Origin of the sequence: Rhodanobacter sp. AS-Z3 (genome assembly GCF_029224025.1) — a bacterium.
GTDB lineage: Bacteria > Pseudomonadota > Gammaproteobacteria > Xanthomonadales > Rhodanobacteraceae > Rhodanobacter.
Genome location: NZ_CP119392.1, coordinates 1,906,546 through 1,929,107, shown reverse-complemented (window position 1 = coordinate 1,929,107; position 22,562 = coordinate 1,906,546). Strand labels below are relative to the sequence as shown.

Here is a 22,562-nt window from a genome sequence, read left to right as displayed (position 1 = left end):
GCGGGCACTGCCCGCCCCACTCAGCCGTGATACATCGTCAAGTACTTTTGAATTGATCTTTAGCATCAGAGCAGGAGCATCGCCCGCGAGCGGGCTGCTGCCATGTACCCACTGGAGCAGCCGATGAACTCATCCAACCACGTCCGCATCGTCGAAGTTGGCGCCCGCGACGGTCTGCAGAACGAGAAGACCCTGCTACCGACCGAGGTGAAGATCGCGCTGATCGACCGGCTTTCCGCTACCGGTTTGCAGACCATCGAAGCGACCAGTTTCGTCAGTCCAAAATGGGTGCCGCAGCTGGCCGACGCCGCCGAGGTGTTCCGTGGCATCCGCAAGGCTCCGGGCGTGAGCTATCCGGTGCTGGTACCGAACCTGCAGGGCTACCAACGCGCGCGTGAAGTCGGCGCAACTGAAATCGCCGTTTTCAGCGCGGCGTCCGAAGCGTTCAACCGCAAGAACATCAATGCCTCGATCGACGAATCCATCGAGCGCTTCATGCCGGTGATCGAGCAAGCCCGGGCTGATGGCGTCAAGGTACGCGGCTACGTCTCCACCGTGCTGGGCTGCCCGTATCAGGGCGAAGTGCCCGTCAGCGACGTGGTGCGCGTGGCCAAGCGCCTGCACGAACTCGGCTGCTACGAGGTTTCACTCGGCGACACCATCGGCGTGGGTACGCCGGCCAAGGCGCGCGCGATGCTGCAGGTGGTCGCGCAGGCCGTACCGATGGAAGCACTCGCCGTGCATTTCCACGACACCTACGGTCAGGCCCTGGCGAATATCCTGGCCTGTCTGGAAGAGGGCGTGCGCGTGGTCGACAGCTCGGTCTCCGGCACTGGCGGCTGCCCGTATGCGAAGGGTGCCACCGGCAACGTGGCCAGCGAGGACGTGGTCTTCATGCTGCACGGGATGGGTATGCAAACCGGCGTGGATCTGGACCTGCTGGTCGCTACCGGCGCGTGGCTTTCCTCGCAATTGCACAAGGAAACGGCCAGCCGGGTGACCCGCGCGCGCACTGCCGCTGACTGATCGAAGCCCAAAAGCTCGCTATCATCGGCGCTTCGGCCAACCGGACAAACCGATGCGCGCAAGCTTGATGATCTGGAAGACGGCAGCGATCGTACTGCTCCTGCTCTGCTCCCTGCCGGTGATGGCTGCTACGCCGAAAGGTGACTGGTTGCTGCTGCCCGATCGCGTATGGACGGCTGACGGTGACACCGCGCATACCGGCTGGGCGGTGCTGGTACACGATGGAGTGATCGCCGCCGTGGGCCCTGCCGACTCGATCCACGCACACGTCGGCGCGCAGCGAATCAAGCTGCCCGGCAGCACGCTGACGCCCGGCTTGATCGACCTGCATTCGCACCTGTTCCTGCATCCGTACAACGAGACGCTGTGGAACGACCAGGTGCTGACCGAGCCGCAGGACTACCGCACGCTGGCAGCCGCCGCGCACGCGAAAGCCACCCTGTTGGCCGGGTTCACCAGCTTGCGTGACCTCGGCACCGAAGGTGCCGGTTTCGCCGATGTTTCGGTCAAGCGGGCCATCGACGAAGGGATGATTCCCGGCCCGCGCCTGTTCGTGGCAACCCGCGCCATCGTCGCCACCGCCAGCTACGGACCTGGCCCGCGCGGCTTTCGGCCGGACCTTGACCTGCCCGGCGGCGCGCAGGAAGTCAGCGGCGTCGACGCCGCGATGGCTGCCGTACGCGAGCAGGCCGCACGCGGCGCGGACTGGATCAAGATCTATGGCGACTACCGCGTCGGCCCGGACGGCACGACCGCACCCACCTTCACTCCGTCCGAACTGAAGGCGCTGGTCGATACCGCGCACCAAATCGGCCGCCCTGTCGCGGTACACGCAGCCAGCGATGCAGGTGTGCGCATGGCCGTGGAAGCCGGCGTGGACAGCGTCGAGCACGGCTATGGCGCCAGCGAGGCGACCTTCAAGCTGATGAAGCAGCACGGTACGGCGTACGAACCGACACTTACCGCAGTTGAAGCCACCGCCGAATATTTCCAGCACTACGTGCCCGGCAAGAGCGAGCCCACCGAGCACATGCGCGAGGCCGAGCACGCATTCCGCACCGCGCTGAAACTGGGCGTGCTCATCGGCAACGGCAGCGACGTCGGCGTGTTCCGCCATGGCGACAACTGGCGCGAGCCGGCCGCCATGGTCGCCTATGGCATGACACCGGCGCAGGCGCTGCATGCGGCAACCGACGTGGCGGCGAAGATCCTGCGCCAGTCCAGCCGCTTCGGCCGCATCGCTGCTGGCCTGGATGCCGACCTCGTCGCGTTCACCGGCGATCCCAGCCAGCAGATCCAGGATCTGCAGCATCCGGTCTTCGTGATGAAGGCAGGCACAACCTATCTCGCGCCTGCCGCAACACCCTGAGCGGCGGCTTCCGGCCCGCCCGATCAAGGTCGCCGGCAACCGTCAGCACGAGGGGGGCAAGATACTTTGGTTGTCTCGACGAAGTAGCTAGTGTTCGCTGCTCACTGCCGCTGCCAGGCGAAGGAACGCCGACGGTTCGCGTTCGATGAATTCGCGGCGCACGTGATCAATCAACTCCCTCTGGCCGCCGAAAGGCACGAGGGCGGCAGCCTCGGCGAGCGATAGCCAGCGGAACGCCGAATGTTCCGCGTTGAGCCTTACCACGGCGTCATCAGCCACGCGGGCGACAAAGGCCGGCACCAGCTCAATGCCATCCGGCCGGGAAACATAGAACTGCTCGCAGAAGCTGGTGGCATAAAGCCGTTCGGGCGTGAGACCGGTTTCCTCGAACAGCTCGCGCTGTGCCGTCTGCCAGCCCGCCTCACCATCTTGTACATGGCCCGCGATATAGCTCCACGCACCAGCGAGATAGGGACCCACTCGACATGCCATCAGCATCTGCGTGTCCGCACCCGCGCCCCGAAGCACCACCACCGAAACCATGCTGCAACGCACAGCCAGGCTTCTGCGACGTTCGTCCGGATTCATCACAGCGCCAGCAATCTTCGGCTCGCTTCCGCACTGGGCCGCGCCGCCACGCGGTCGAACCATGGACCGATGTGCGGCAAGTCACGCGCAAACGGCTGATTCACGCTGAGACCGAAATCCAGCCACACGTACAACCAGATATCGGCGGCACTGAAGCGCGTGCCGCACAAATACGGCCCCTCACCAAACATCGCATCCAGCCAGCGCAAGCGATCCTGCGCCACCTGCTTCAAACCATCGGCCGCTTCCGGCAACACCGGAATACGCGACGTGAAGCGCGCCAGCCCTTCGGCGTAGTGGAAGGCGTTGTGGATGAATTCGGTCACGTTGAGCTCGACCCGACGCCACCATTGCCGCGTCTGCGCACGCTCCGCTGGCGAGCTGCCGATCAGGGATGGCCGCGGATGCAACTCCTCCAGGTATTCGGCGATGGCGACCGCTTCGGCCAGCGTGCTGCCGTCATCCAGCCGCAGTGCCGGCGTTTGCCCGGCCGGATTGATACCCAGATAAGCGCTCTCGCGGTTCTCGCCAGCCATCACATCGACCGTCACCGCCGACAGCTGCAGCTGTTTTTCCAGCAGGAACATGCGCAGGCAACGCGGCGCGGGGCTTACGGCATCGTAGATCAGCACAGGATCACCCTCTGGTGGCAGACCTGGACCACACTACATCTATTCCGCACCGCTACGATTCCTGCAAACTTGCCACCTGTGCCAATCCAGCGGAAAAATCGACACGCCATGACCAGTGCCTTCCTGATCCGTCCCATCGAACCACGTGACAACGCGGCCATGGCCGCCATCATCCGTGTCGTGATGCCCGAGTTCGGCGCCGACGGCCCCGGCTTTGCCATTCACGACGCCGAAGTGGACACGTTGCACGCGGCGTACTCGCAACCACGAAGTAGCTACTTCGTGGTGGAACGCGATGGCGTAGTCATCGGCGGTGGCGGCGTTGCGCCGCTGCAGAATGGCGAGCCAGACGTATGCGAACTACGCAAGATGTACTTCCTGCCCGCTGCACGCGGCATCGGTGCCGGCAGCGCCATGATGCAGCGCTGCCTCGACGCCGCGCGCGCGCACGGCTTCAAGCGCTGCTATCTGGAAACGCTGACCGGCATGGATGCCGCGCAGGTACTTTACAAGCGCAGCGGGTTCACCACGCTACGCGCACCGCTGGGTGGCACCGGGCATTTCAGCTGCGATCGCTTTTTCATCCGCGAGCTGTGAGGCAACCCTCATGACAAATCACGACCCACGCGTCGACGCCTATATCGCCAGGTCGGCCGAGTTCGCCCAACCGATCCTGGAACACTTGCGGGCGCTGATTCACACGGCCTGCCCCGAGGTTGAGGAAGGTATCAAGTGGAGCATGCCGTTCTTCAGCCATCACGGCAGCATCGTGTGCCTGATGGCCGCCTTCAAGCAGCACTGCAGCTTCCGCTTCTGGTTGTACAAGGAAGTGCTGGGCGCCGATGCCGAGGAGGATGGCATGGGGCAATTTGGCAAGCTTGCGTCGCTGGGCGACCTGCCGGCGGACAAGCAGATGAGCGCCTATCTCCGCCAGGCGATGGCGTTGGCTGAAGCGGGCAAGAAACTGTCTCGTCCAAAGACGGTCGAGCGCCCTGCCCCCAGCCTGCCCGATGATCTCGCCGCGCCACTCGCGCAGAAGAAGTACGCCGCAGCACGCCAGACCTGGTCCAGTTTCGGGCCGGGCGCGCAACGCGAATACGTCGACTGGATCAGCGATGCCAAAACCGACACCACTCGCCAGAAACGTCTCGCTTCGACACTGGAATGGCTGACTGAAGGCAAGAAGCGCCACTGGAAATATGAGAAATGCTGAAGGCCATTCCACGATGATCCGTACTGCCCGCAACGAAGATGCCGCCGCCATCCACGCGATCTACGCGCCCTCGGTAAGCACGGGTACCGCCACGTTCGAGACGGTTCTACCCGGCGTCGATACCATGCGCGAACGCATTCACAGCCGCCTGCAGCACTACCCGTGGCTGGTCTGGGAAGAAGCTGGTGAGGTGCTGGCCTATGCCTACGCCGGCCGCTTCCGCGAGCGGGCCGCCTATGACTGGATCGCCGAGACCTCGATCTACGTGCATGCCGAGGCCCACCGCCGAGGCATCGCGCGCCGACTGTATGGCGCGCTGCTGGAGGTGATGCGGCTGCAGGGCATCACCCAGGCGGTCGGCGTGATCACCCTGCCCGGTACCGTCAGCGTGGCCATGCATGAAGCGATGGGCTTCAGCGCCGCCGGCGTCTGGCGCCAATGCGGCTACAAACTGGGGCAGTGGTGGGATGTGGGGGTGTGGCAGAAGGAACTGCAGCAAGCGACGAATCCACCTGCGGCCGTCACTCCGTTTCCCCGGTTGCCGCCAGCAGCATGGCAAGCGCTGCTGGCGACGTTCGCTGATTCGCCATCACACACGTAGGGCGGGCACGGCCCGCCGCCCTTCCTCAAATCCAAGCGCTGGCGGGCAGTGCCCGCCCTACGACGGTTCTGCGATCGCACTGATCAATGATTGAGCAGCAGATCGACGATCACCCCGGTGGCGACCGCCACCAGCAGGTAATCACCGTTGTCGCTGCGCACCCAGTGATAACCACGCGGCGGCTCGCGCAACCGGTCGCGACGCCAGTCGGTCACCACGTAGCGGGTGCGGTATTCCACGGGGAGATAACCGCCACGGCGATACCAGCCCTCATGCCGTCCACGATCATGCCAGTCGACATAGCGCACCTGTTCGTGGCCCCGATAGTCGTGACGATCGTCGCGATGATCATCGCGGTCATGATCATGACGATCATCGTGATGACCCCTGTCGTGATGACCATTGTCGTGATGGTCCTGACTTTGTTCATACCCGTCACGGTCATGGCCATGGTCGCGATCGTGATCCTGCGCCAGCACCGAGCCACTGGCGAACATCAGCATCACACCGCACGCGGCAGACAAGCTCAGCAGCTTCTTCATGCGTCGATTCCTCACGTTGGGTACCAAACACCCGGCAAAGCTTCCCGGGCTTCTCTTGTTTCGACTTCAACATGGGCGGCACTGCCCCAACGGAGGATGAATCACTTGCCATGACAAGCTTTGACGTTCAGCCTGCAGCAGTGCGCGCCGGTCAGCTACCATGACGGACTTTCGGCATTGTTCCAGGGACTACTCATGCAACTCGATCAGGTCAAGGCAATCATCACCGGCGGCGCGTCCGGTCTCGGCCACGCCGTGGCACAGCATATTGTCGCCCACGGCGGTCAGGTCGCGCTGTTCGACGTCAACGACGAGAAGGGCCACGCCGCCGCGAAAGAGCTGGGCACCGCCGCGCGCTTCTTCCGCACCGACGTCACTTCCGAAGATGGCGTGAGCACCAATGTCGCTGCCGCGCATCACGCTATGGGCGGTTTGAACGTGCTGATCAACTGCGCCGGTATCCTCGGCGCCGGTCGCGTGCTGGGCAAGGAAGGCCCGATGCCGCTGGCAACATTCTCCGGCACCGTGATGGTGAATCTGGTCGGCAGCTTCAATGTGGCCAAGGCCGCCGCCACCCTGATGCAGAACAACGAGGCGGGCGAAGACGGCGAGCGCGGGGTGATCATCAACACCGCTTCGGTCGCAGCTTACGAAGGCCAGATCGGCCAGGCCGCCTACTCCGCATCCAAGGGTGGCGTGGTCGGCATGACGCTGCCGATGGCACGCGAACTGGCCCGCTTCGGCATTCGCGTGGTAACCATCGCCCCGGGCATCTTCTGGACCCCGATGGTCGACGGCATGCCCGAGTCCGTGCAGCAGTCGCTGTCCGCTTCCATTCCGTTCCCGTCGCGCCTCGGTCAGCCGAACGAATACGCCAGCACTGTCGCCTTCATTCTCGGCAACCGTTATATCAACGGTGAAACGATTCGACTCGACGGCGCGGTGCGATTGCAAGCCAAGTGACCAACCGGCAACGGGGAACAAACGCAAAAGGCGGCAACGCCGTGGCTTTCGTTCTTCGCTCTTCGCTCTTCCGCGTTCCCCGTTCCCTGTTCCCCGCTCCCGCCCTTCCACCCCCTTCCCGGCCCTACATCCATGAAAGCTTCCGACGTCAAGAAAGGCAACGTGGTCGAACACGACGGCACCGTCTATCAGGTGCGCGACATCGAGCGCAGCTCGCCGAGTGCGCGTGGTGGCAACGTCACTTTCCGCTTCACCCTGTATTCGATCCCCGGCGCACGCAAATTCGACCTCAGTCTGCGTGCTGACGACGAGCTGCGCGAGATGGACCTGGTCCGCCGCGCGGCGAATTTCTCGTACATGGACGGCGACGTTTTCGTCTTCATGGATGCGGAGGATTACACCCAGTACCTGCTCTCGCCCGAACTTGTCGGCGACAACGCCGGTTACGTTGCAGAGGGCATCGAGGGCTATTACGTGCAGGTAATCGACGATGCACCGGTCGGCCTGCAGGTACCTACCAGCATCGTGCTGACCGTGGTCGATACCGCACCCGAAATGAAAGGCTCCAGCGCCACCAAGCGCAACAAGCCAGCCAAGCTCAACACCGGTGTCGAAGTGCAGGTGCCGGAATACATCAGCAATGATGAGAAGGTCTGGGTGAATACGCTCACTGGCGAGTTCGCCGGTCGCGCGTGATTTTCAATCTGCACAAGGAATTTCACTGCCGACTTGGCTGGCGGTTCGTCCTTGGCACGTTGTTGATCGTCGTGAACCTCAGTGTGTCGGCACGGCCCAACCGCCGTGTCGATACCCACTGGCCAGCCTCCGTCGCACAGTTCATCGAACGCAGCGAAAACTGTTTGCATTTCGCCGGTGAATTCGGTGGCGATGGATCGGCGCGCGATGCCGAGGTCAATCGGGAGATGGACAAGTTGCGCTGCAACTCACTTGCGGCAGATCTGCAGTCGTTGCGCCAGCACTATCGCGGCAATGTCCGGGTCACCAGGCGACTGACTGGATTCGACGATGACGGTATGCCGAAAAATACCGACTCCGGCGATTGAACAAGCTTCATCCACAACAGCAATAACCATGCAGTGATCCCTGCCGGCATAGGGCAGAATCAGCACTCGCCAGCACGCCAGCGCCCCCCTCATGCCACCCAACGACTACTCGCTACGCGCCCATGCGATCGAGAGCCTGACCCGCTTCAAGCGGCCGGACGTGCCGTGGCGGGTGGTCATCCGCAATACCGCCGCGGTGGTGTTGCCGCTGGGCATCGGCATGGCGACCGGCCATCCACAGATCGGACTGGGCGTGGGTGCGGGCGCACTGAACACGATGTTCTCCGATCAGCCCGGCCCGTACCGGCAGCGGCTGCGGCAACTGCTGCTGGCGGCACTGGCCGCGGCGCTGGCCTCGCTGATCGGCTTTCTGATCGGCGGCAATCTGCTGCCGCTGTTGCTGGCCACCGCGATCTGCGGTTTTGCCGGTGGGCTGCTGGTGGTGTTCGGCACCGATACCGCCCGTGTGGGCATGACCAGCATGATCCTGCTGATGGTCACCGCTTCCACGCCCACCACGCTGGACAACGCGCTGGGTAGCGCGGCGCTGATCTTCGGCGGTGGGCTGTTGCTGGCCAGTTTTTCGCTGGTGGGCTGGCCGCTGCAACGCTACTGGCCAGAGCGGCAGGCACTGGTGGTGGTCTATCGCGGCCTGTCTGCCCTCGCCCGCGAGACGAGGCATGACGAAGCGGATGCACCGGCGTTGAGTGAGGCCATGACCACCTTGCAGCAAACGCTGCTGGGTCGACATCACGCCCACGGTCGCGCGATGGAAGCGTTTCGCGTCTTGCTGGAACTGGCCGAGCGCATCCGACTGGAACTGACCGCCATGATCGAACTGGATGACGCCGTCGCGCTGCCGTCCAGCTTCCGCGATGATGCCGGCGGCGTCCTGCAGTCGATTGCCGATGCAATGGAAGATGGCGATTCACCCGAGCAGGCAGCGCGCCTGTTGCTGACGCTGCGCGCGCATGCGCCATCCATCACCGCAACCCACGGCAGCCCGAGCGAACCAAGCACCCGCGACGGTCGAAGTGCACACGTGCAGGCACTGATCGGCCAGATCGCTGCCGCCGTGCGCAACGCGGACTGGGCCGGCAGTCGCGGTGAACTGCGCGCCAGCGCCGCGGAAACGCACCTGCCATCCACACTTCGCGGCAGCGCCCCGTGGGCCCTCTTGCGCGCCAGCCTCACGCCGCGATCCGTCGCGTTTCGCCATGCCGTGCGCATGGCCGTCTGTCTCAGCGGAACACTCGCGCTTTCGCGACTACTGGATTTGCCGCACGGCTACTGGCTGCCGATGACCGCGGCGATCGTGCTGCGGGCGGATTTCGCATCCACCTTCAATTTTGGTCTGCTGCGCGTGCTGGGCACGGTGCTCGGCCTGGTGCTGACCACCGTGCTGCTCTACATCACGCCGGCCCAGCCGTGGGCGCATCTGGCGTTGATGGCCGTGCTGTGCATGGCCTTCCGCTACCTTGCCGGCGCGCATTACGGCATCGCCGTGGCCGCACTGACCGGTACCGTCGTCATCCTGCTTTCCTTCGAAGGCGTGGCACCCGCCGCTGCCGTGGCGGACCGGGTCATCAACACCGCGCTGGGCTGTGGCATCGCGCTGTTGGCCTACGTGGTCTGGCCCACCTGGGAGCGCGGTCGCGCGCGCGCCGCACTGACCACGATGCTGGATGCCTACGCCGACTACCTGCGCGTCCTGGTCAGCCCGAACAGCCACGCAAGAAACGAAACCCGCAGCGCCGCACGCACTGCGCGGGTCAACGCGCAAGCGTCGATGGAACGGATGCGCAGTGAACCCGCCACGCCACCGGCGCTGTTGGCGCTGGCGCGCACCTTGTTTGCCAACGGCAACCGACTGGCGCGCACCGCGATGACTCTGGAGGCAATGATCGACGACCTTGCCGGATCACCCGCGCAAGCCGAAGCACGTGATTTTGTCGAGCACTGCGCCAGCACGCTGCAGGTGATTTCTGCAACGCTGCGTGGCGGCCCCGTCATGCCCGAGATGCCGGACCTGCGTGCGCGACAGCTTCAGCTGGCAAAAGATGTACAAGCATCCACCGACACTTCGGCGGCCGAGCTGCTGGTGCGTATCAGCGACCGCCTGGTCGACAACATCGACACGCTTGCCCATGTCGTCAAACGCAGCCGGCAACAAGCCTCGACCGACGACTACGGCGTGCCGATCTAGCCAGACCGCAGCCCGACGCCGTTTTCCCGGCAAACCGCGGCACAGGCGACGCCGGCGCGCAGAGGTTTTACACTGCGTGGATGCTCAAGATCGATACCCACGCGCACATCCTGCCCCGTGACTGGCCGAATCTGGCGGCCAAGTACGGCGACGATCGCTTTCCGGTGATGACCCATACCGATGGGCGACACCGCATTTACAAGGACAGCAAATTCTTTCGCGAGGTGTGGGATTCGGCGTTCGACCCGCAAACGCGGATCGACGATTACGCCCGCTTCGGCGTCGACGTGCAGGTGATTTCCACCGTGCCGGTGCTGTTCTCGTACTGGGCGCCGGGGCATCAAGCGCTGGAACTGCATCGTCATCTGAACGACCACATGGCCGGCATGTGCCGTGACTATCCACGGCATTACGCCGGCATTGCCACGGTGCCGCTGCAGGCGCCGGACCTGGCCATCCGCGAGCTGGAACGCAGCATCGACGAGCTGGGCCTGCAGGGCGTGCAGATCGGCTCGCATTGCGGCGACTGGAATCTCGACGCGCCCGAACTGTTCCCATTCTTCGAAGCGGCGGCCGATCTGGGCGCGGCGATTCTGGTACATCCGTGGGACATGATGGGCATGGCCAGCATGCCGAAATACTGGATGCCGTGGCTGGTCGGCATGCCGGCCGAGCAATCACGTGCCGCCTGCTGCCTGGCTTTCGGCGGCGTGCTGGAACGCCTGCCGAAACTGCGGGTGATGCTGGCCCACGGTGGCGGCAGTTTCCCGTCGACCATCGGCCGCATCGAGCACGGCTTCAAGATGCGCCCGGATCTGGTTGCCACCGACAACCCGCGCAATCCGCGCGAGTACCTGCAACGCTTCTTTTTCGACTCCTGCGTGCATGACGATCAGGCGCTACGTTATCTGCTGGATGTGACGGGTGTCCGCCAGGTGATGCTGGGCACCGACTATCCTTTCCCGCTGGGCGAACAAGAGCCCGGCAGCGGCATCGAAGCACTGGGCTTGAACGATACCGACCGTGCGCGACTGTTCCATGGCACGGCGCTGGAATGGCTGGGCCTGCCGCTACACCGTTTCGCACCCGACTCCACCACAAAGGTACCCGCATGAACATTCTGCGCAGCACCACACTCGCCATCGCTTTTGCCACCGCCATGCTCGCCACGGGTGCATTCGCCAGGGACGTCAGCATGGCCGACGGCGCGGTGAATTTCAGCACGCCGGACAGCTGGCTCGCGATCATGGAAACTCAGGGCGACCCCGAAGCCCATGTATTCCAGGTGCCCGATCCCTCGCCCACCGGCAAGACCAGCCTCGCCCGCGTCACGGTCACGGTGAAACGGGTCGACGATGTCAGCGGATTCAACCAGTACCGCAGCGAAGCCACCGCGAAGGCGATGGAACTGCCCGGCTACAAGGTGGCGGCCAGGCTGCCGGAGCCGAACAGCAACATCTACACCGCGCAGGAAAACGGCACCACCTTCAGCTACACCGAGCACTATTGGCTCAAGAACGGCCACGCCATCCAGCTGCGCTGCATGCGACCCAGCGAAACCCAGGCCGGTGCCGACTGGAAGGCCGACTTCGACAAAGGCTGCAATGCGTTGGCCGCGCAACTTAAGTAAATTCCACGCTCCCGTCGGAGCGCACCCTGGGCGCGATGCTTTCGGTCCCGTTACACAAGAGCATCGCGCACAGGGTGCAGTCCTACACACTGCCACGCAGGACACCACCATGCTCGACTACCAGGCCACCGCGGACTGGGCCAACGCCCGTGATGCCGCCGATCCCCTGCGCGCCTTCCGCGACGAGTTCCTGATCCCGCCGCACGAAGGGCGCGACAGCACCTATTTCTGTGGCAACTCGCTGGGCCTGCAACCGCGCGCCGTGCGCGACGCCGTCAACGCCGAACTGGACTACTGGGGCGAGCTGGGTGTGGAAGGCCACTTCAAGGGTCGCCTGCCATGGATGGATTACCACGAGTACGTGCGTGCCGACCTCGCTGCCGTGGTCGGCGCACAGCCTGGCGAAGTGGTAGCAATGAATACGCTGGGCGTGAACCTGCACCTGATGATGGTGAGCTTCTATCGCCCGACCGCCGAGCGATCGGCCATCCTGATCGAAGGCGGCGCATTCCCCACCGATCGGTACGCGGTGGAATCGCAGATCCGCTTCCATGGCTTCGATCCCGCCACGGCGCTGATTGAGCTGCAACCGGATGAACCCAACGGCACCACCTCACTCGCCGCGATCGAACGCGCGCTGGCTGAACACGGCTCGCGCATCGCGCTGGTGATGTTGCCCGGCGTGCAGTACCGCACCGGCCAGGCGTTCGATCTCAAAGCGATCACCGAACTGGGCCACAAGCATGGCTGCACGGTGGGTTTCGACCTCGCCCACGCGGTCGGCAACCTGCCGCTGCAACTGCACGACAGCAATGCCGACTTCGCGATCTGGTGCAGCTACAAATATTTGAACGGCGGCCCCGGCGCCGTCGGCGGCGCCTTCGTGCACGAACGCCATGCCACCGCAGTACTGCCGCGCTTTGCCGGCTGGTGGGGCCATGACAAGCACACCCGCTTCCAGATGGGCCCCGAATTCCAGCCCACGCCCGGCGCGGACGGCTGGCAGTTGTCCAACCCGCCGATCCTTGCACTGGCACCCATGCGCATATCGCTGGAAATCTTCCGCCGCGCCGGCATGGCCGCGCTGAGCGAGAAATCCCGACAACTCACCGGCTATCTGGAATGGTTGGTGCAAACGCAACTGGCCGATGTGCTGGACGTGGTGACACCCTCCGACCCCGCCCGCCGTGGTGCGCAACTGTCGATCCGCGTAGTCGATGGCCGCGAACGCGGTCGCGCGTTGTTCGAATACCTGATGGCGCAAGGCATCATCGGCGACTGGCGAGAGCCGGATGTGATCCGCATCTCGCCCGCACCGCTGTACAACCGGTTCGCCGATTGCCGCGCATTTGCCGAAGCCGTGCGCCGGTGGAAGCAGGCCGGCTGAGTCCTGCGTCGAGTTCAGCCGCAGTTAGGCGCCAAGCCGTGCATTTCATCCAGCGTTGAGGAAACCTGCGCGATGCTTTGGCTTTCAACTGCCGGAACATCGCCATGAAGAACGAAGCACCGGACAACACCGATCTGCACAAGCTGGGTGAGCTGATCAAGGACATCGAGGTGGCGATGTTGACCACGCGTATCCGTGACGGATCACTGGTCAGTCGGCCCTTGCAGACCCTGAAACTGGATGCCAACGGCGAACTGATCTTCTTCACCGACGCCAAAAGCCACAAAATTCAGGATCTCACCGACGACGCTGGCGCCAACGTCGCCTATGCCCATCCCGGTGAGCATCGCTACGTGTCGGTACGCGGTCGCGCTCGCATGGACCGCGACGAGGACACCATCAACGAGTTGTGGAGCCCGGCGCAAAAGATCTTTTTCCCCGACGGTCCCCACGACCCTAACCTGATGGTGTTACGCATTCGCGTGCGTGACGCCGCCTATTGGGAAGCCGCCGACAATTTCATCGCGCGCGCCTTCGATTTCGCCCGCGGCATGCTGGATGAGTCACCGAGTAACCTCGGTGAACACGGACATCTGCAAGGCTGACGTCAGCCGCGCCACGCGCATTTTTTTACGATCACCGGCTGTAAACACGGACGCGTCCATGCTCGGTTTCGTACTGCGCGCCCTTGGCCGCACGTATCGCCGGTGAGCGCACAGATCGCTCGCCAGATGACACTTATGGCGGCGGCACTCGCGTTGCCGTCCATCCAACAGGCCCCTCGTCATGGCAGCAAGCTTCAGCGGCAATCTCGCCGGCACCGTCACCGACCTGCCCCACTTCTGGGAACACACCGTAGGCAGTGGCCACGCCACGCTGGCCTTGCGGGCCGACTGGCAGGCCCAACTCAAGCGCGCGCATGACGAGCTCGGCATGCGGCATGTGCGCTTCCACGGCATTCTGTGCGACGACATGGGCACGCTGATCGACCAGAGTGACCAGTTCATCTACTCGTTTTTCAACGCAGACCAGATCTTCGACTACTTGCTGTCGATCGGCATGAAGCCGTTTGTCGAACTGAGCTTCATGCCCTCGTGTCTGTCATCGTCCGGTCAACTCCAGTTTCACTATCGCGCCAACGTCAGCCCACCCCGCGACTTGTCGCAATGGTCGGTGCTTATCCAGAAAATCGTCACGCATTGGGTAGAACGCTATGGCATCGACGAAGTGCGTTCGTGGTTTTTCGAAGTGTGGAACGAGCCCAACCTTACCGCGTTCGGCAGCGGCAAACAGGAGGACTATTTCGCGCTGTATCGCTACACCGTCGAGGCGATCAAGACGGTCGATAATCAGCTGCAAGTAGGTGGCCCGGCCACCGCAGACAACGCCTGGGTGGATGACTTCCTCGCGTTCTGCAAGAAAAATGATCTGCCAGTGGACTTCATCAGTACGCACCACTATCCGACCGATGACTTCGGCAAACCCGGTGACGACACCGTCACCCAACTATCGGAAAGCAAGCGCAGCGCACTGCGCGGAGAAGCGGCCGAGGTGAGAAAGCAGGCCGGCAACCTGCCCGTGTATTACACCGAGTGGTGCACGTCATCCAACCCGCGCGACCCGATGCACGACGATCCGTACGCCGCCGCCTTCATCATGAAAACCGTGCTGGAGCAGAACGGTCTGGTGCAGGGCTACAGCTACTGGACGTTCTCGGACATCTTCGAGGAAAACTATTTCCCCTCGGTGCCGTTTCAGGGTGGTTTCGGTCTGATGAATATCCACGGCATCGCCAAGCCCTCCTATCGCGCCTATGAAATGCTGCACGCGCTTGGCACCGAGATGATGCCGGTCGAAGGTAGCCACGCCACGGTAGACGCCTGGCTGGTGCGCGACGGCAACAGTGCCACCCTCGTGCTGAACAACTTCGCCCTCCCACGTCACGCGATTGAGACAGAAACCGTGACCTTCACGCTTGCAGGCGCAAAACAAGTGACATCGGCCATGATCCAGCGCATCGACCTGGAACACGCCAACGCCAAGCGCCGCTGGGAGCAGATGGGCAAACCGGAGTACCTGAGTACCGAGTTGGTCGCAGAACTGCATGAAGTATCGAAGTTGAAGACCGAAGCGCTGACGACCACGACCAAAGACGGCCAGATCGTGTTTGAAGTCGACATGCCGCCGCAGGCCGTCGCCACGGTCCACTTCGACTGGGCGTGAGCGAGTAGACCCACGGGTAAAGCGCTCCTATCCCTCGCGTCGTCTACTGCAGGGACTGACTGGTTGAATCAGCTTTCTGGCCAGGAAATCGCCAGATGATGGCCGTCCGGATCCACCAGGTTGCATAGGGAGCGGCCGCCCGTCGGGGGCCGTGCTGATCGCGGCATGGGCTCGAATATCAGGCAGGTGGTCGCGATATCATTGACACGAAGCTCGGTCGGCGCGGCTCGACCCGACTCGCGATAGCACAGCAACTCCAGATGCGGCGGCACGTGATCCGCGCTTAACGCAGTCACCTCGACCACCGGATGCGCAAGATCGTCGAGCAGCCCCTGGGTCGCGTCATCGTTCAGCGAATGGCCGGACACGGAAAGACCCAACCCCTCGTAGAACGCGATGCTGCGCGCACTGTCAGCCACGCTGATGGCCGAATGATCGATGCCAAGAAATGCACCCTGCCCGTGCATGTGGCTCCAATACGCTGGCGTGGCGTGATCGGGAAAAGCCAGCAGCTCCAGAGGGTGCCCTTCTGGATCGCGAAATTTGAAAGCCGTCACGCCACCGGATGAGATGGGCAATTGCTGCGGCCCATACCGCGTAATCGGGCTCCACCCGCTCACTTGGGAAAGCTGCGCCATGGCCGCAGTCATGTCGGATACCACGATGGCGATGTGCTGGAAACGAACGTCCGAACTGCGCAAGTCAGCGGGATAAGCGCACCCTGGCCGATCAACGAATTGCACCAGTTTCACACGCTGTGCACCGAGCGCGAGAGTGATCCGCAACACTCGCCCCGCCATCCCGAAGCGCTCTTGCGCACGAGCACCCGAAAGGTGCTCCACCGCCACCTGCCGAAAGCCCAAGGCCGATTCGTAGAATCTGGACAGCAATTTCGCGTCCGCACTGCACAGCCGCACATGCTGCAAGCGCGCCACGTGGACCCCGGGTGCGGCGGGCATCACGGCCATCCCGCGCCACGACGGTTGAGGAAGATCGCGTACAGCGTATGCGAGCCGCCAATGAACAAGCGGTTCCTCCAGTAGCCACCAAAGGTAAGGTTGGACACCCGGTCCGGCACCAGGATCTTGCCCAGCAAGCGCCCAGCGGAGTCGATGCAATGCACGCCATCGGCGGCACTGGACCAGAGATTGCCCTCCTCGTCCATGCAAAGACCATCGGCAAAGCCCGGCTCGACCTTGTGGAAGATGTCGCCGCCCTGCAGCTCGCCTTTGGTGTCCACATCGAACACGCGGATGTACTGCTTTGGGTCCTGGCTGGTCGCGTCGCCGGTTTCGCAAACATAGAGTCGACGCTCGTCCGGTGAGAAGACCAGTCCGTTGGGGCCGTCGAAATCACCCGCGGCGACGGTGATTTCCCCACTCTCCGGATCGAAGCGGTACAGCGCCGGCGGCTGTTCGGACGGCTGAATGCCGCCCTCGTAATCCCGCTGGATGCCGTAGAGGGGATCAGTGAACCAGATCGTGCCGTCGGATTTCACGGTAACGTCGTTGGGTGCATTGAGCCGCTTGCCCGCATGCTGATCCACCAGCATGGTGACCTTGCCATCCAGCTCGGTGCGATACAGGCAGCGATTGCGATGTGAGCACGATATCAACCTGCCTTGGCGATCACGACATTGCCCATTGGCGTAGTGCGACGGTTCGCGATACACCGACACGCCGGCATTCTCGATATAGCGCATGGTGCGATTGCGCGGCAGATCCTGAAACAGCAGGCAATCGGCGTCGCCCATCCACACCAGTCCCTCCAGCCAGCGGAAACCACCGACCAGTTCTTCCAGTGGCGCATTGGACAGCACGTACTGATCAAACTTTGGATCGAGTACGACGAAGCCGTCAGCATGACTCATGACCGCGGCCTCACTTGAATACGCCGGGTGACGCAGGCACCGGCATGTCCTCGAACTGCACCAGCATCAGCACCGCCGGCGCGTCGCCGACCGTGCCGGAACGATGCCCCTTGCGACCGTCTTTCTCGCAGCAGTGCTGGTCGCCACCAAACGAGATGTCGCCCGGCCCGAACTCACGCCGATCGCCATCCATCGATTCGACCGACCAGCGTCCCGACAAGGGAATAATCCACTGCGGCATCGGGTTTTCATGCCAGTCGCCAGACCAGCCCACTGGCAACACGGTGGTCATCACCGTTGTCTTGCCGCAGGTCTTGCGTCCCTTCCATTGCGGGTCCGCGCCACCCCCGATCGAACTCAGTTCGAACTCGGTCATGTGGCACACCTGCTGATGGCTGACACCGTGCTGGTCAGTCCAGAGCTGGCAGTAAGCTACCGTGGGCTTTGCCTTGTCGATCATGGCGGGTCTCCTGCAGAAGGGTTCGCGGCATGCGCCACCGGAAGCCGTGGTTGGGTGGCATAAGGCTGCGAGGAGGACAACGGATGCCGCACGAACTCCTGCACACCCAAGGCGGTGCCACCGGTGGCGAGGATCATGAATCCACCGGCCAGTGCAAAGTTCTTCATGAAATCCCAGAACACCGCGCGTCCTTTGCTCGGACCTTTCAGGCGAAAGTCCTTGGTCTTCCAGAACTGCTTCCACAACATCGCAGTGACCGCGCAATAGCCGGCGAGGATCACCGCCGCCAGCCGATCGAAAAAGCCGGTGAGCACGGCAAGCGACATCACCACCTCGACCAACAATCCGAGCGCGATGAATACGCGCGCCAGCACACGCGACCGAGCCGTGCCCTGCGCCTGATCGACTGCTGCTGTGGCATTCAGCAGTTTGTCCAGCGCGCTGAATGGCAGGAACAACGCCACCAGCGTGAGACGAATCAGCAGACTGACGATGAGCGTGAACAAGAGTATCGACTCCGCACGAGCAGAAAGAATCAGCATGGGCGTGCGGCGGTGAAAGGATCGTCGCGGTCTGCTGATTCGCATGTCGGTCAGAAACGAAAGACATCGCGGGTCGGCCCACACATCGTGAAAACTTGCGACCGATGCCGGTGGATTTCTCACGTATTCGCAACGCAGCGAGGTGCATGGTCGAGGTCTTGTCCAACTACCCACACGGGATGCCATCGTGACTGAGCCCAGCACAAATTCCACCGCGCCGAAGCTTGCCGTGCCTCGCTTGCTCACCGGCCAGAAGGCCATCGTCACGGGTGCCAATTCCGGCATCGGGCGTGGCGTGGCACTGGCGCTGGGCGAGGCCGGAGCGGACGTGGTGGTCAACTACGTCGTCGACGACGCTGCCGCGCAAGCCGTGGTGGATCAATTGCAGGCGTTCGGCGTCAAGGCGATGAAGATCAAGGCCGACGTCTCCGACGAAGACCAGGTGGTAGCGATGTTCAAGCAGATGATCGAGGCCTTCGGCACGGTGGACATTCTCGTCGCCAATGCCGGCCTGCAACGCGACTCCGCGTTCAAGGACATGACCCTGGCGCAGTGGAACAAGGTCATCGGCGTGAACCTCACCGGGCAATTTCTGTGCGCGCGTGAGGCCGTGCGCGAATTCAGCCGACGCGGCGTGGTGCCATCGATCTCCTGCGCCGCCGGCAAGATCATCTGCATGAGTTCAGTGCACCAGGAAATTCCCTGGGCCGGCCATGCCAATTACGCCTCGTCCAAGGGCGGCATCAAGCAACTGATGGAAAGCCTGGCGCAGGAGGTCGCACCGCTGAAAATACGGGTCAACGCCATCGCGCCCGGTGCGATACGCACGCCGATCAACACCAGTGCATGGAGTACCCCGGAAGCGTACAAGGCGCTGATGACCCTGGTGCCTTATGGCCGCATCGGCGAGCCGGAGGATATCGCGCGCGCAGCGGTGTGGCTGGCTTCTGACCAGTCCGATTACGTAGTCGGAACCACCTTGTTCGTGGATGGCGGCATGACGCTCTATCCCGGCTTTGCCACCGGCGGTTGATCGACCATGTCCGGCAATCACTACGACGTCATCGTGATCGGCAGTGGCCCCGGCGGTGCGTCGATGGCGCAAAAGCTGGCAGCCACCGGCAAGCGGATTTTGCTGCTGGAGCGTGGCGACTACCTGCCGCGCTCGGTGGACAACTGGGACTCGCAGAAGGTGTTCGTCGATGCGATCTATCAGGCCAAGGAGACGTGGTACGGCAAGGACGGAGAAAGCTTCCAGCCGGGCCTGCACTACTACGTGGGCGGCAACTCCAAGGTCTACGGCGCCGCCCTGTTTCGCTTGCGCGAGCGTGACTTCGAGGAGATCGTGCACAGCGACGGCATCTCGCCGGCGTGGCCGCTGAAGTACGCCGATTTCGAGCCGTACTACGCCGAAGCCGAGGCCCTGTTTCATGTGCACGGCCAGCGTGGCGAGGATCCCAACGAGCCACCATCGAGCCGTCCATTCCCGTACCCGCCGGTGACGCACGAGCCGCGCGTGCAGGCGCTGCACGACAGCCTGCAGAGTGACGGCCTGCATCCGTTCCATCTGCCGCTGGGCATCCTGCTCGACGAGATCGATGGCAAGACCACGCCCGACAGCCCCTGCATCCGCACGCCGTACTTCGATGGCTACCCTTCCCCGCTGAACGGCAAGGCGGACGCACAGGTGATGTGCGTGGACCCGGCGCTGAAAGCCCACCCCAGCCTCACCCTGCTTACCGGCGCCTATGTCTCCACGCTGGAAACCGACAGCTCGGGCAGGACCATTTCCGCCGTCAACGTCATTCGGGACAGCGAGCCCGAACGCTACACCGCCGACATTGTCGTGGTCGCCTGCGGCGCGCTGTCCTCGGCATTGCTGCTGCTGCGCTCGGCGAACGATCAACATCCACACGGCCTCGCCAACGGCTCGGATCAGGTCGGACGAAACTACATGCGGCACAACCAGTCGATCCTGATGGCGCTGCTGCGCGAACCGAATGACACCGTGTTCCAGAAGACGCTAGCCGTCAGCGACTGGTACTTCGGCAGCGACGACTGGAACTACCCGCTCGGCCTGATCCAGATGTGCGCCCGCTCGAACGACGCGCAGATACGCGGTGAGGCGCTGCCCTCATGGCTGGAATGGCTGCCGAAGATGCCGTTCGAGATGATGGCGCGCCACTCGATGGACTTCTGGCTGTCCAGCGAAGACCTGCCTCGCCCAGAGAACCGCATCCGCTACGACGGCGACAAGGTGCGGCTCGAACTCACCGAGAACAACATGGAAGCGCACCATCGGCTCAAGAAGAAACTCGAACAAATGTTGAGCAAGATCGGCGCGCACCCGGTGCTGCTGGAACGCAGCCTCTATCTAGGCAAGAACATCCCGATCGGCGGAACCGCGCACCAGGCCGGCACCGCCCGCTTCGGCACCGACCCGGCGACCTCCGTGCTGGACCTGGACTGCAAAGCGCACGAATTGGAAAACCTCTACCTCACCGACGCCAGCTTCTTCCCTTCGATCGGCGCAGTGAACCCGACGCTCACCATCATCGCCAATGCACTGCGAGTGGCAGACCGTATCAAGGCACGGTTTTAGTGAGCCATGCGTGGGACAGACAAACAGAACCAGATTCACCTTCCAGTGCCACTTCCAGCCCGCTTATTTGTGGGCAGCCCATTGCTTCATGAGCTGAGCACGGTGGTGCGCCCCAGCCCGCGCCCCTTGCGCATCTGGATCTGTGCTGGGATACGCCCTTTCACCGCGGCTATATAGCCGCCCGGTACAGCTTTACTTGACTGAATGTCAGGAAGTGAACCTGACCCCGATTTCAAACGCAATGAGACGTTGGCCCTCACACGGCGGAGCGGACTAGGCTAGTCGAAGGCAAGCCTGCCAATACGGCTTCAAACGGTAAGGCTAAGGGACACCGCAACATGTCTTCAAACAGCACCACAAGTGCGTTGAGCCTGGAAGACGAACCGACGGGTGATCATGAAGATAGCCATCAACGGGGCCGGTATCGCCGGTGCAACGCTCGCGTACTGGCTGAGCAAACTTGGCCACGAGGTGTTGCTGATCGAAAAGGCCGCTGCCGTTCGTACGGGTGGTTACATCCTCAATCTATGGGGGCTTGGCTATGACGTCGCCGAGAGGATGGGGTTGCTGCCACACCTTATGGGCCAGAAACACCATGTCGATGAGCTGCGCATGGTGGATCAAAAAGGACGCACCTGTGGAGGCTATCCGGCACAGGTCCTGATGCGGCTGACCAATAATCGGTTGATGGCCTTGGCGCGCTCGGACATTGCCGCATCGATCTACGCCTTGCTGGACGACCGGGTCGAGACGATCTTCGACGACAGCATTGCCGCGATTGACGATGACGGGCAGCGCGTTCGAATCCGCTTCGAGCATGCCGCGCCGCGTGAAGTGGATCTGCTAGTTGGCGCCGACGGATTGCATTCCCGGGTTCGTGAACTCGCGTTCGGGCCCGAGTCGAAATTCGAGTATCCGCTGGGCTGCCAGGTTGCCGCATTCGAGGTGGAAAGTTACCGACCGCGCGACCAGCTTGTCTCGGTCATGCATGGCGTCCCCGGTCGATACGTATCCCGCTTCCCGATACGCGATGACAAGACACTCTTCTTCCTGGCGTTTCGCGACGAGTACCTCGCTGGCGCCAGCCCGTCCAACGAAGCCGAGCGCAAGTTGGCGTTGACGACTGCTTTCGCTGACCTGGACTGGGAATGCCCGCAGATTATCTCGGCGCTTCCAGACGTCCGCAACCTCTACTTCGACAAGATCAGCCAGATTCGCATGCACAGCTGGACCCAGGGAAGAACGACGCTGGTCGGCGATGCGGCCGCATGTCCGTCACTGATAGCCGGCGAAGGTGCGGGGCTGGCCATGGCCGAAGCCTATGTACTGGCCGGCGAAATTCATGACGGCCGCGGCGACTGCACGGCGGCGCTCAGCCGTTACGAAAACCGCATGAAGGCGTTTGTACTGGGCAAACAGAAACGCGCGACATCGCTGGTGTCCTCATTCGTTCCACAGAGTCGCTTCGGTGTTGCCGCGCGCAACTTCGGCACCTCGTTGATGAAACTGCCAGTGTTTCCGGAAATACTGATGGGGCGCTATCTGCACGACGACATCAAGCTGCCCGACTACGCGATGTGACATGTCGGTGCGGTGGGTTCGCCTGAAAGCACCGCACTGACGTTTCGAGGTGCAGACGGATCG

24 protein-coding genes are annotated in these 22,562 nt (G+C 62.9%); 17 read left to right on the top strand and 7 right to left on the bottom strand.

What is annotated here, in order from left to right; translation table 11 throughout:
- Positions 1–123: 123 nt before the first annotated feature.
- Together PY254_RS08455 and PY254_RS08450 are read left to right on the top strand one after the other, a co-directional pair.
- Positions 124–1,026, top strand: coding sequence for a hydroxymethylglutaryl-CoA lyase (locus PY254_RS08455; RefSeq protein WP_281015020.1), 903 nt, complete (start codon positions 124–126; stop codon positions 1,024–1,026).
- Positions 1,027–1,078: 52 nt separating this feature from the next.
- Positions 1,079–2,395: a metal-dependent hydrolase family protein gene (locus PY254_RS08450; protein WP_281015019.1), complete on the top strand. Its 1,317-nt coding sequence runs from the start codon at positions 1,079–1,081 to the stop codon at positions 2,393–2,395.
- 87 nt (positions 2,396–2,482) lie between these two features.
- On the opposite strand, the gene PY254_RS08445 is transcribed toward PY254_RS08450, so the two are convergent.
- Together PY254_RS08445 and PY254_RS08440 are read right to left on the bottom strand one after the other, a co-directional pair.
- Positions 2,483–2,938: an NUDIX hydrolase gene (locus tag PY254_RS08445; protein WP_281015185.1), complete on the bottom strand. Its 456-nt coding sequence runs from the start codon at positions 2,936–2,938 to the stop codon at positions 2,483–2,485.
- Between the two features lie 44 nt (positions 2,939–2,982).
- The gene (locus tag PY254_RS08440) at positions 2,983–3,615 is read right to left on the bottom strand and encodes a glutathione S-transferase family protein (protein WP_281015018.1); all 633 of its coding nucleotides are present in this window, start codon (positions 3,613–3,615) and stop codon (positions 2,983–2,985) included.
- 108 nt (positions 3,616–3,723) lie between these two features.
- Here PY254_RS08440 and PY254_RS08435 point away from each other — a divergent pair, with 108 nt between their 5' ends.
- From PY254_RS08435 to PY254_RS08425, 3 genes are read left to right on the top strand one after another with little or no spacing between them, the layout of a single operon-like run.
- Positions 3,724–4,212, top strand: a complete 489-nt coding sequence (locus tag PY254_RS08435; protein WP_281015017.1) for a GNAT family N-acetyltransferase — start codon at positions 3,724–3,726, stop codon at positions 4,210–4,212.
- 10 nt (positions 4,213–4,222) lie between these two features.
- Positions 4,223–4,828: a YdeI/OmpD-associated family protein gene (locus tag PY254_RS08430; protein WP_281015016.1), complete on the top strand. Its 606-nt coding sequence runs from the start codon at positions 4,223–4,225 to the stop codon at positions 4,826–4,828.
- 13 nt (positions 4,829–4,841) lie between these two features.
- Positions 4,842–5,429 (top strand): GNAT family N-acetyltransferase, encoded by a 588-nt coding sequence (locus PY254_RS08425; RefSeq protein WP_281015015.1) that lies wholly within the window; start codon positions 4,842–4,844, stop codon positions 5,427–5,429.
- 83 nt (positions 5,430–5,512) lie between these two features.
- On the opposite strand, the gene PY254_RS08420 is transcribed toward PY254_RS08425, so the two are convergent.
- Positions 5,513–5,971: an RcnB family protein gene (locus PY254_RS08420; RefSeq protein WP_281015014.1), complete on the bottom strand. Its 459-nt coding sequence runs from the start codon at positions 5,969–5,971 to the stop codon at positions 5,513–5,515.
- Between the two features lie 195 nt (positions 5,972–6,166).
- Between PY254_RS08420 and PY254_RS08415 the strand changes: the two genes are divergently transcribed.
- From PY254_RS08415 to PY254_RS08375, 9 genes are all read left to right on the top strand, one after another.
- Positions 6,167–6,934 carry an SDR family NAD(P)-dependent oxidoreductase gene (locus PY254_RS08415; RefSeq protein ID WP_281015013.1) on the top strand — a complete coding sequence of 256 codons (768 nt, stop codon included), beginning with the start codon at positions 6,167–6,169 and terminating at the stop codon, positions 6,932–6,934.
- A gap of 132 nt (positions 6,935–7,066) precedes the next feature.
- The gene (gene yeiP / locus PY254_RS08410) at positions 7,067–7,630 is read left to right on the top strand and encodes an elongation factor P-like protein EfpL (protein ID WP_281015012.1); all 564 of its coding nucleotides are present in this window, start codon (positions 7,067–7,069) and stop codon (positions 7,628–7,630) included.
- Positions 7,627–7,998 (top strand): hypothetical protein, encoded by a 372-nt coding sequence (locus tag PY254_RS08405; protein WP_281015011.1) that lies wholly within the window; start codon positions 7,627–7,629, stop codon positions 7,996–7,998. Before yeiP ends, PY254_RS08405 begins: the two co-directional genes overlap by 4 nt.
- A 91-nt stretch (positions 7,999–8,089) precedes the next feature.
- A complete protein-coding gene (locus tag PY254_RS08400) occupies positions 8,090–10,204 on the top strand; it encodes an FUSC family protein (protein WP_281015010.1) in 2,115 nt (704 codons plus the stop codon).
- An 80-nt stretch (positions 10,205–10,284) separates the two neighbouring features.
- Positions 10,285–11,319 carry an amidohydrolase family protein gene (locus tag PY254_RS08395; RefSeq protein WP_281015009.1) on the top strand — a complete coding sequence of 345 codons (1,035 nt, stop codon included), beginning with the start codon at positions 10,285–10,287 and terminating at the stop codon, positions 11,317–11,319.
- The gene (locus tag PY254_RS08390; protein WP_281015008.1) at positions 11,316–11,834 is read left to right on the top strand and encodes a hypothetical protein; all 519 of its coding nucleotides are present in this window, start codon (positions 11,316–11,318) and stop codon (positions 11,832–11,834) included. Before PY254_RS08395 ends, PY254_RS08390 begins: the two co-directional genes overlap by 4 nt.
- Positions 11,835–11,943: 109 nt before the next feature.
- Positions 11,944–13,221, top strand: coding sequence for a kynureninase (gene kynU / locus PY254_RS08385; RefSeq protein WP_281015007.1), 1,278 nt, complete (start codon positions 11,944–11,946; stop codon positions 13,219–13,221).
- A gap of 104 nt (positions 13,222–13,325) precedes the next feature.
- Positions 13,326–13,826, top strand: coding sequence for a pyridoxamine 5'-phosphate oxidase family protein (locus tag PY254_RS08380; protein WP_281015006.1), 501 nt, complete (start codon positions 13,326–13,328; stop codon positions 13,824–13,826).
- A gap of 181 nt (positions 13,827–14,007) precedes the next feature.
- Positions 14,008–15,444, top strand: coding sequence for a GH39 family glycosyl hydrolase (locus PY254_RS08375; protein ID WP_281015005.1), 1,437 nt, complete (start codon positions 14,008–14,010; stop codon positions 15,442–15,444).
- Between the two features lie 68 nt (positions 15,445–15,512).
- On the opposite strand, the gene PY254_RS08370 is transcribed toward PY254_RS08375, so the two are convergent.
- From PY254_RS08370 to PY254_RS08355, 4 genes are read right to left on the bottom strand one after another with little or no spacing between them, the layout of a single operon-like run.
- The gene (locus PY254_RS08370) at positions 15,513–16,379 is read right to left on the bottom strand and encodes a VOC family protein (RefSeq protein ID WP_281015004.1); all 867 of its coding nucleotides are present in this window, start codon (positions 16,377–16,379) and stop codon (positions 15,513–15,515) included.
- A gap of 23 nt (positions 16,380–16,402) precedes the next feature.
- A complete protein-coding gene (locus tag PY254_RS08365) occupies positions 16,403–17,314 on the bottom strand; it encodes an SMP-30/gluconolactonase/LRE family protein (protein ID WP_281015003.1) in 912 nt (303 codons plus the stop codon).
- 10 nt (positions 17,315–17,324) lie between these two features.
- Positions 17,325–17,774 (bottom strand): cupin domain-containing protein, encoded by a 450-nt coding sequence (locus PY254_RS08360; RefSeq protein ID WP_281015002.1) that lies wholly within the window; start codon positions 17,772–17,774, stop codon positions 17,325–17,327.
- On the bottom strand, positions 17,771–18,280 hold the full coding sequence (locus PY254_RS08355) for a DoxX family protein (RefSeq protein WP_281015001.1): 510 nt from the start codon (positions 18,278–18,280) through the stop codon (positions 17,771–17,773). The genes PY254_RS08360 and PY254_RS08355 overlap by 4 nt, the downstream gene beginning before the upstream one ends.
- 223 nt (positions 18,281–18,503) lie before the next feature.
- Here PY254_RS08355 and PY254_RS08350 point away from each other — a divergent pair, with 223 nt between their 5' ends.
- The 3 genes from PY254_RS08350 to PY254_RS08340 all read left to right on the top strand — a co-directional run bounded on the left by PY254_RS08350 (position 18,504) and on the right by PY254_RS08340 (position 22,499).
- Positions 18,504–19,349, top strand: coding sequence for an SDR family oxidoreductase (locus tag PY254_RS08350; RefSeq protein ID WP_281015000.1), 846 nt, complete (start codon positions 18,504–18,506; stop codon positions 19,347–19,349).
- A 6-nt stretch (positions 19,350–19,355) separates the two neighbouring features.
- A complete protein-coding gene (locus tag PY254_RS08345; protein WP_281014999.1) occupies positions 19,356–20,918 on the top strand; it encodes a GMC oxidoreductase in 1,563 nt (520 codons plus the stop codon).
- Positions 20,919–21,314: 396 nt separating this feature from the next.
- Positions 21,315–22,499, top strand: coding sequence for an FAD-binding domain (locus PY254_RS08340; RefSeq protein ID WP_281014998.1), 1,185 nt, complete (start codon positions 21,315–21,317; stop codon positions 22,497–22,499).
- Positions 22,500–22,562: the final 63 nt, after the last annotated feature.

Excerpts from the sequence above, each read along its gene's own strand:
- PY254_RS08415 (WP_281015013.1), top strand. The coding sequence starts at position 6,167 with ATGCAACTCGATCAGGTCAAGGCAATCATCACCGGCGGCGCGTCCGGT.
- PY254_RS08380 (WP_281015006.1), top strand. The coding sequence starts at position 13,326 with ATGAAGAACGAAGCACCGGACAACACCGATCTGCACAAGCTGGGTGAG.
- PY254_RS08450 (WP_281015019.1), top strand. The coding sequence starts at position 1,079 with ATGCGCGCAAGCTTGATGATCTGGAAGACGGCAGCGATCGTACTGCTC.
- PY254_RS08340 (WP_281014998.1), top strand. The coding sequence starts at position 21,315 with ATGAAGATAGCCATCAACGGGGCCGGTATCGCCGGTGCAACGCTCGCG.
- PY254_RS08390 (WP_281015008.1), top strand. The coding sequence starts at position 11,316 with ATGAACATTCTGCGCAGCACCACACTCGCCATCGCTTTTGCCACCGCC.
- yeiP (WP_281015012.1), top strand. The coding sequence starts at position 7,067 with ATGAAAGCTTCCGACGTCAAGAAAGGCAACGTGGTCGAACACGACGGC.
- PY254_RS08360 (WP_281015002.1), bottom strand. The coding sequence starts at position 17,774 with ATGATCGACAAGGCAAAGCCCACGGTAGCTTACTGCCAGCTCTGGACT.
- PY254_RS08445 (WP_281015185.1), bottom strand. The coding sequence starts at position 2,938 with ATGGTTTCGGTGGTGGTGCTTCGGGGCGCGGGTGCGGACACGCAGATG.
- PY254_RS08375 (WP_281015005.1), top strand. The coding sequence starts at position 14,008 with ATGGCAGCAAGCTTCAGCGGCAATCTCGCCGGCACCGTCACCGACCTG.
- PY254_RS08435 (WP_281015017.1), top strand. The coding sequence starts at position 3,724 with ATGACCAGTGCCTTCCTGATCCGTCCCATCGAACCACGTGACAACGCG.
- PY254_RS08430 (WP_281015016.1), top strand. The coding sequence starts at position 4,223 with ATGACAAATCACGACCCACGCGTCGACGCCTATATCGCCAGGTCGGCC.
- PY254_RS08455 (WP_281015020.1), top strand. The coding sequence starts at position 124 with ATGAACTCATCCAACCACGTCCGCATCGTCGAAGTTGGCGCCCGCGAC.
- PY254_RS08400 (WP_281015010.1), top strand. The coding sequence starts at position 8,090 with ATGCCACCCAACGACTACTCGCTACGCGCCCATGCGATCGAGAGCCTG.
- PY254_RS08395 (WP_281015009.1), top strand. The coding sequence starts at position 10,285 with ATGCTCAAGATCGATACCCACGCGCACATCCTGCCCCGTGACTGGCCG.
- PY254_RS08425 (WP_281015015.1), top strand. The coding sequence starts at position 4,842 with ATGATCCGTACTGCCCGCAACGAAGATGCCGCCGCCATCCACGCGATC.
- PY254_RS08420 (WP_281015014.1), bottom strand. The coding sequence starts at position 5,971 with ATGAAGAAGCTGCTGAGCTTGTCTGCCGCGTGCGGTGTGATGCTGATG.
- PY254_RS08365 (WP_281015003.1), bottom strand. The coding sequence starts at position 17,314 with ATGAGTCATGCTGACGGCTTCGTCGTACTCGATCCAAAGTTTGATCAG.
- kynU (WP_281015007.1), top strand. The coding sequence starts at position 11,944 with ATGCTCGACTACCAGGCCACCGCGGACTGGGCCAACGCCCGTGATGCC.
- PY254_RS08345 (WP_281014999.1), top strand. The coding sequence starts at position 19,356 with ATGTCCGGCAATCACTACGACGTCATCGTGATCGGCAGTGGCCCCGGC.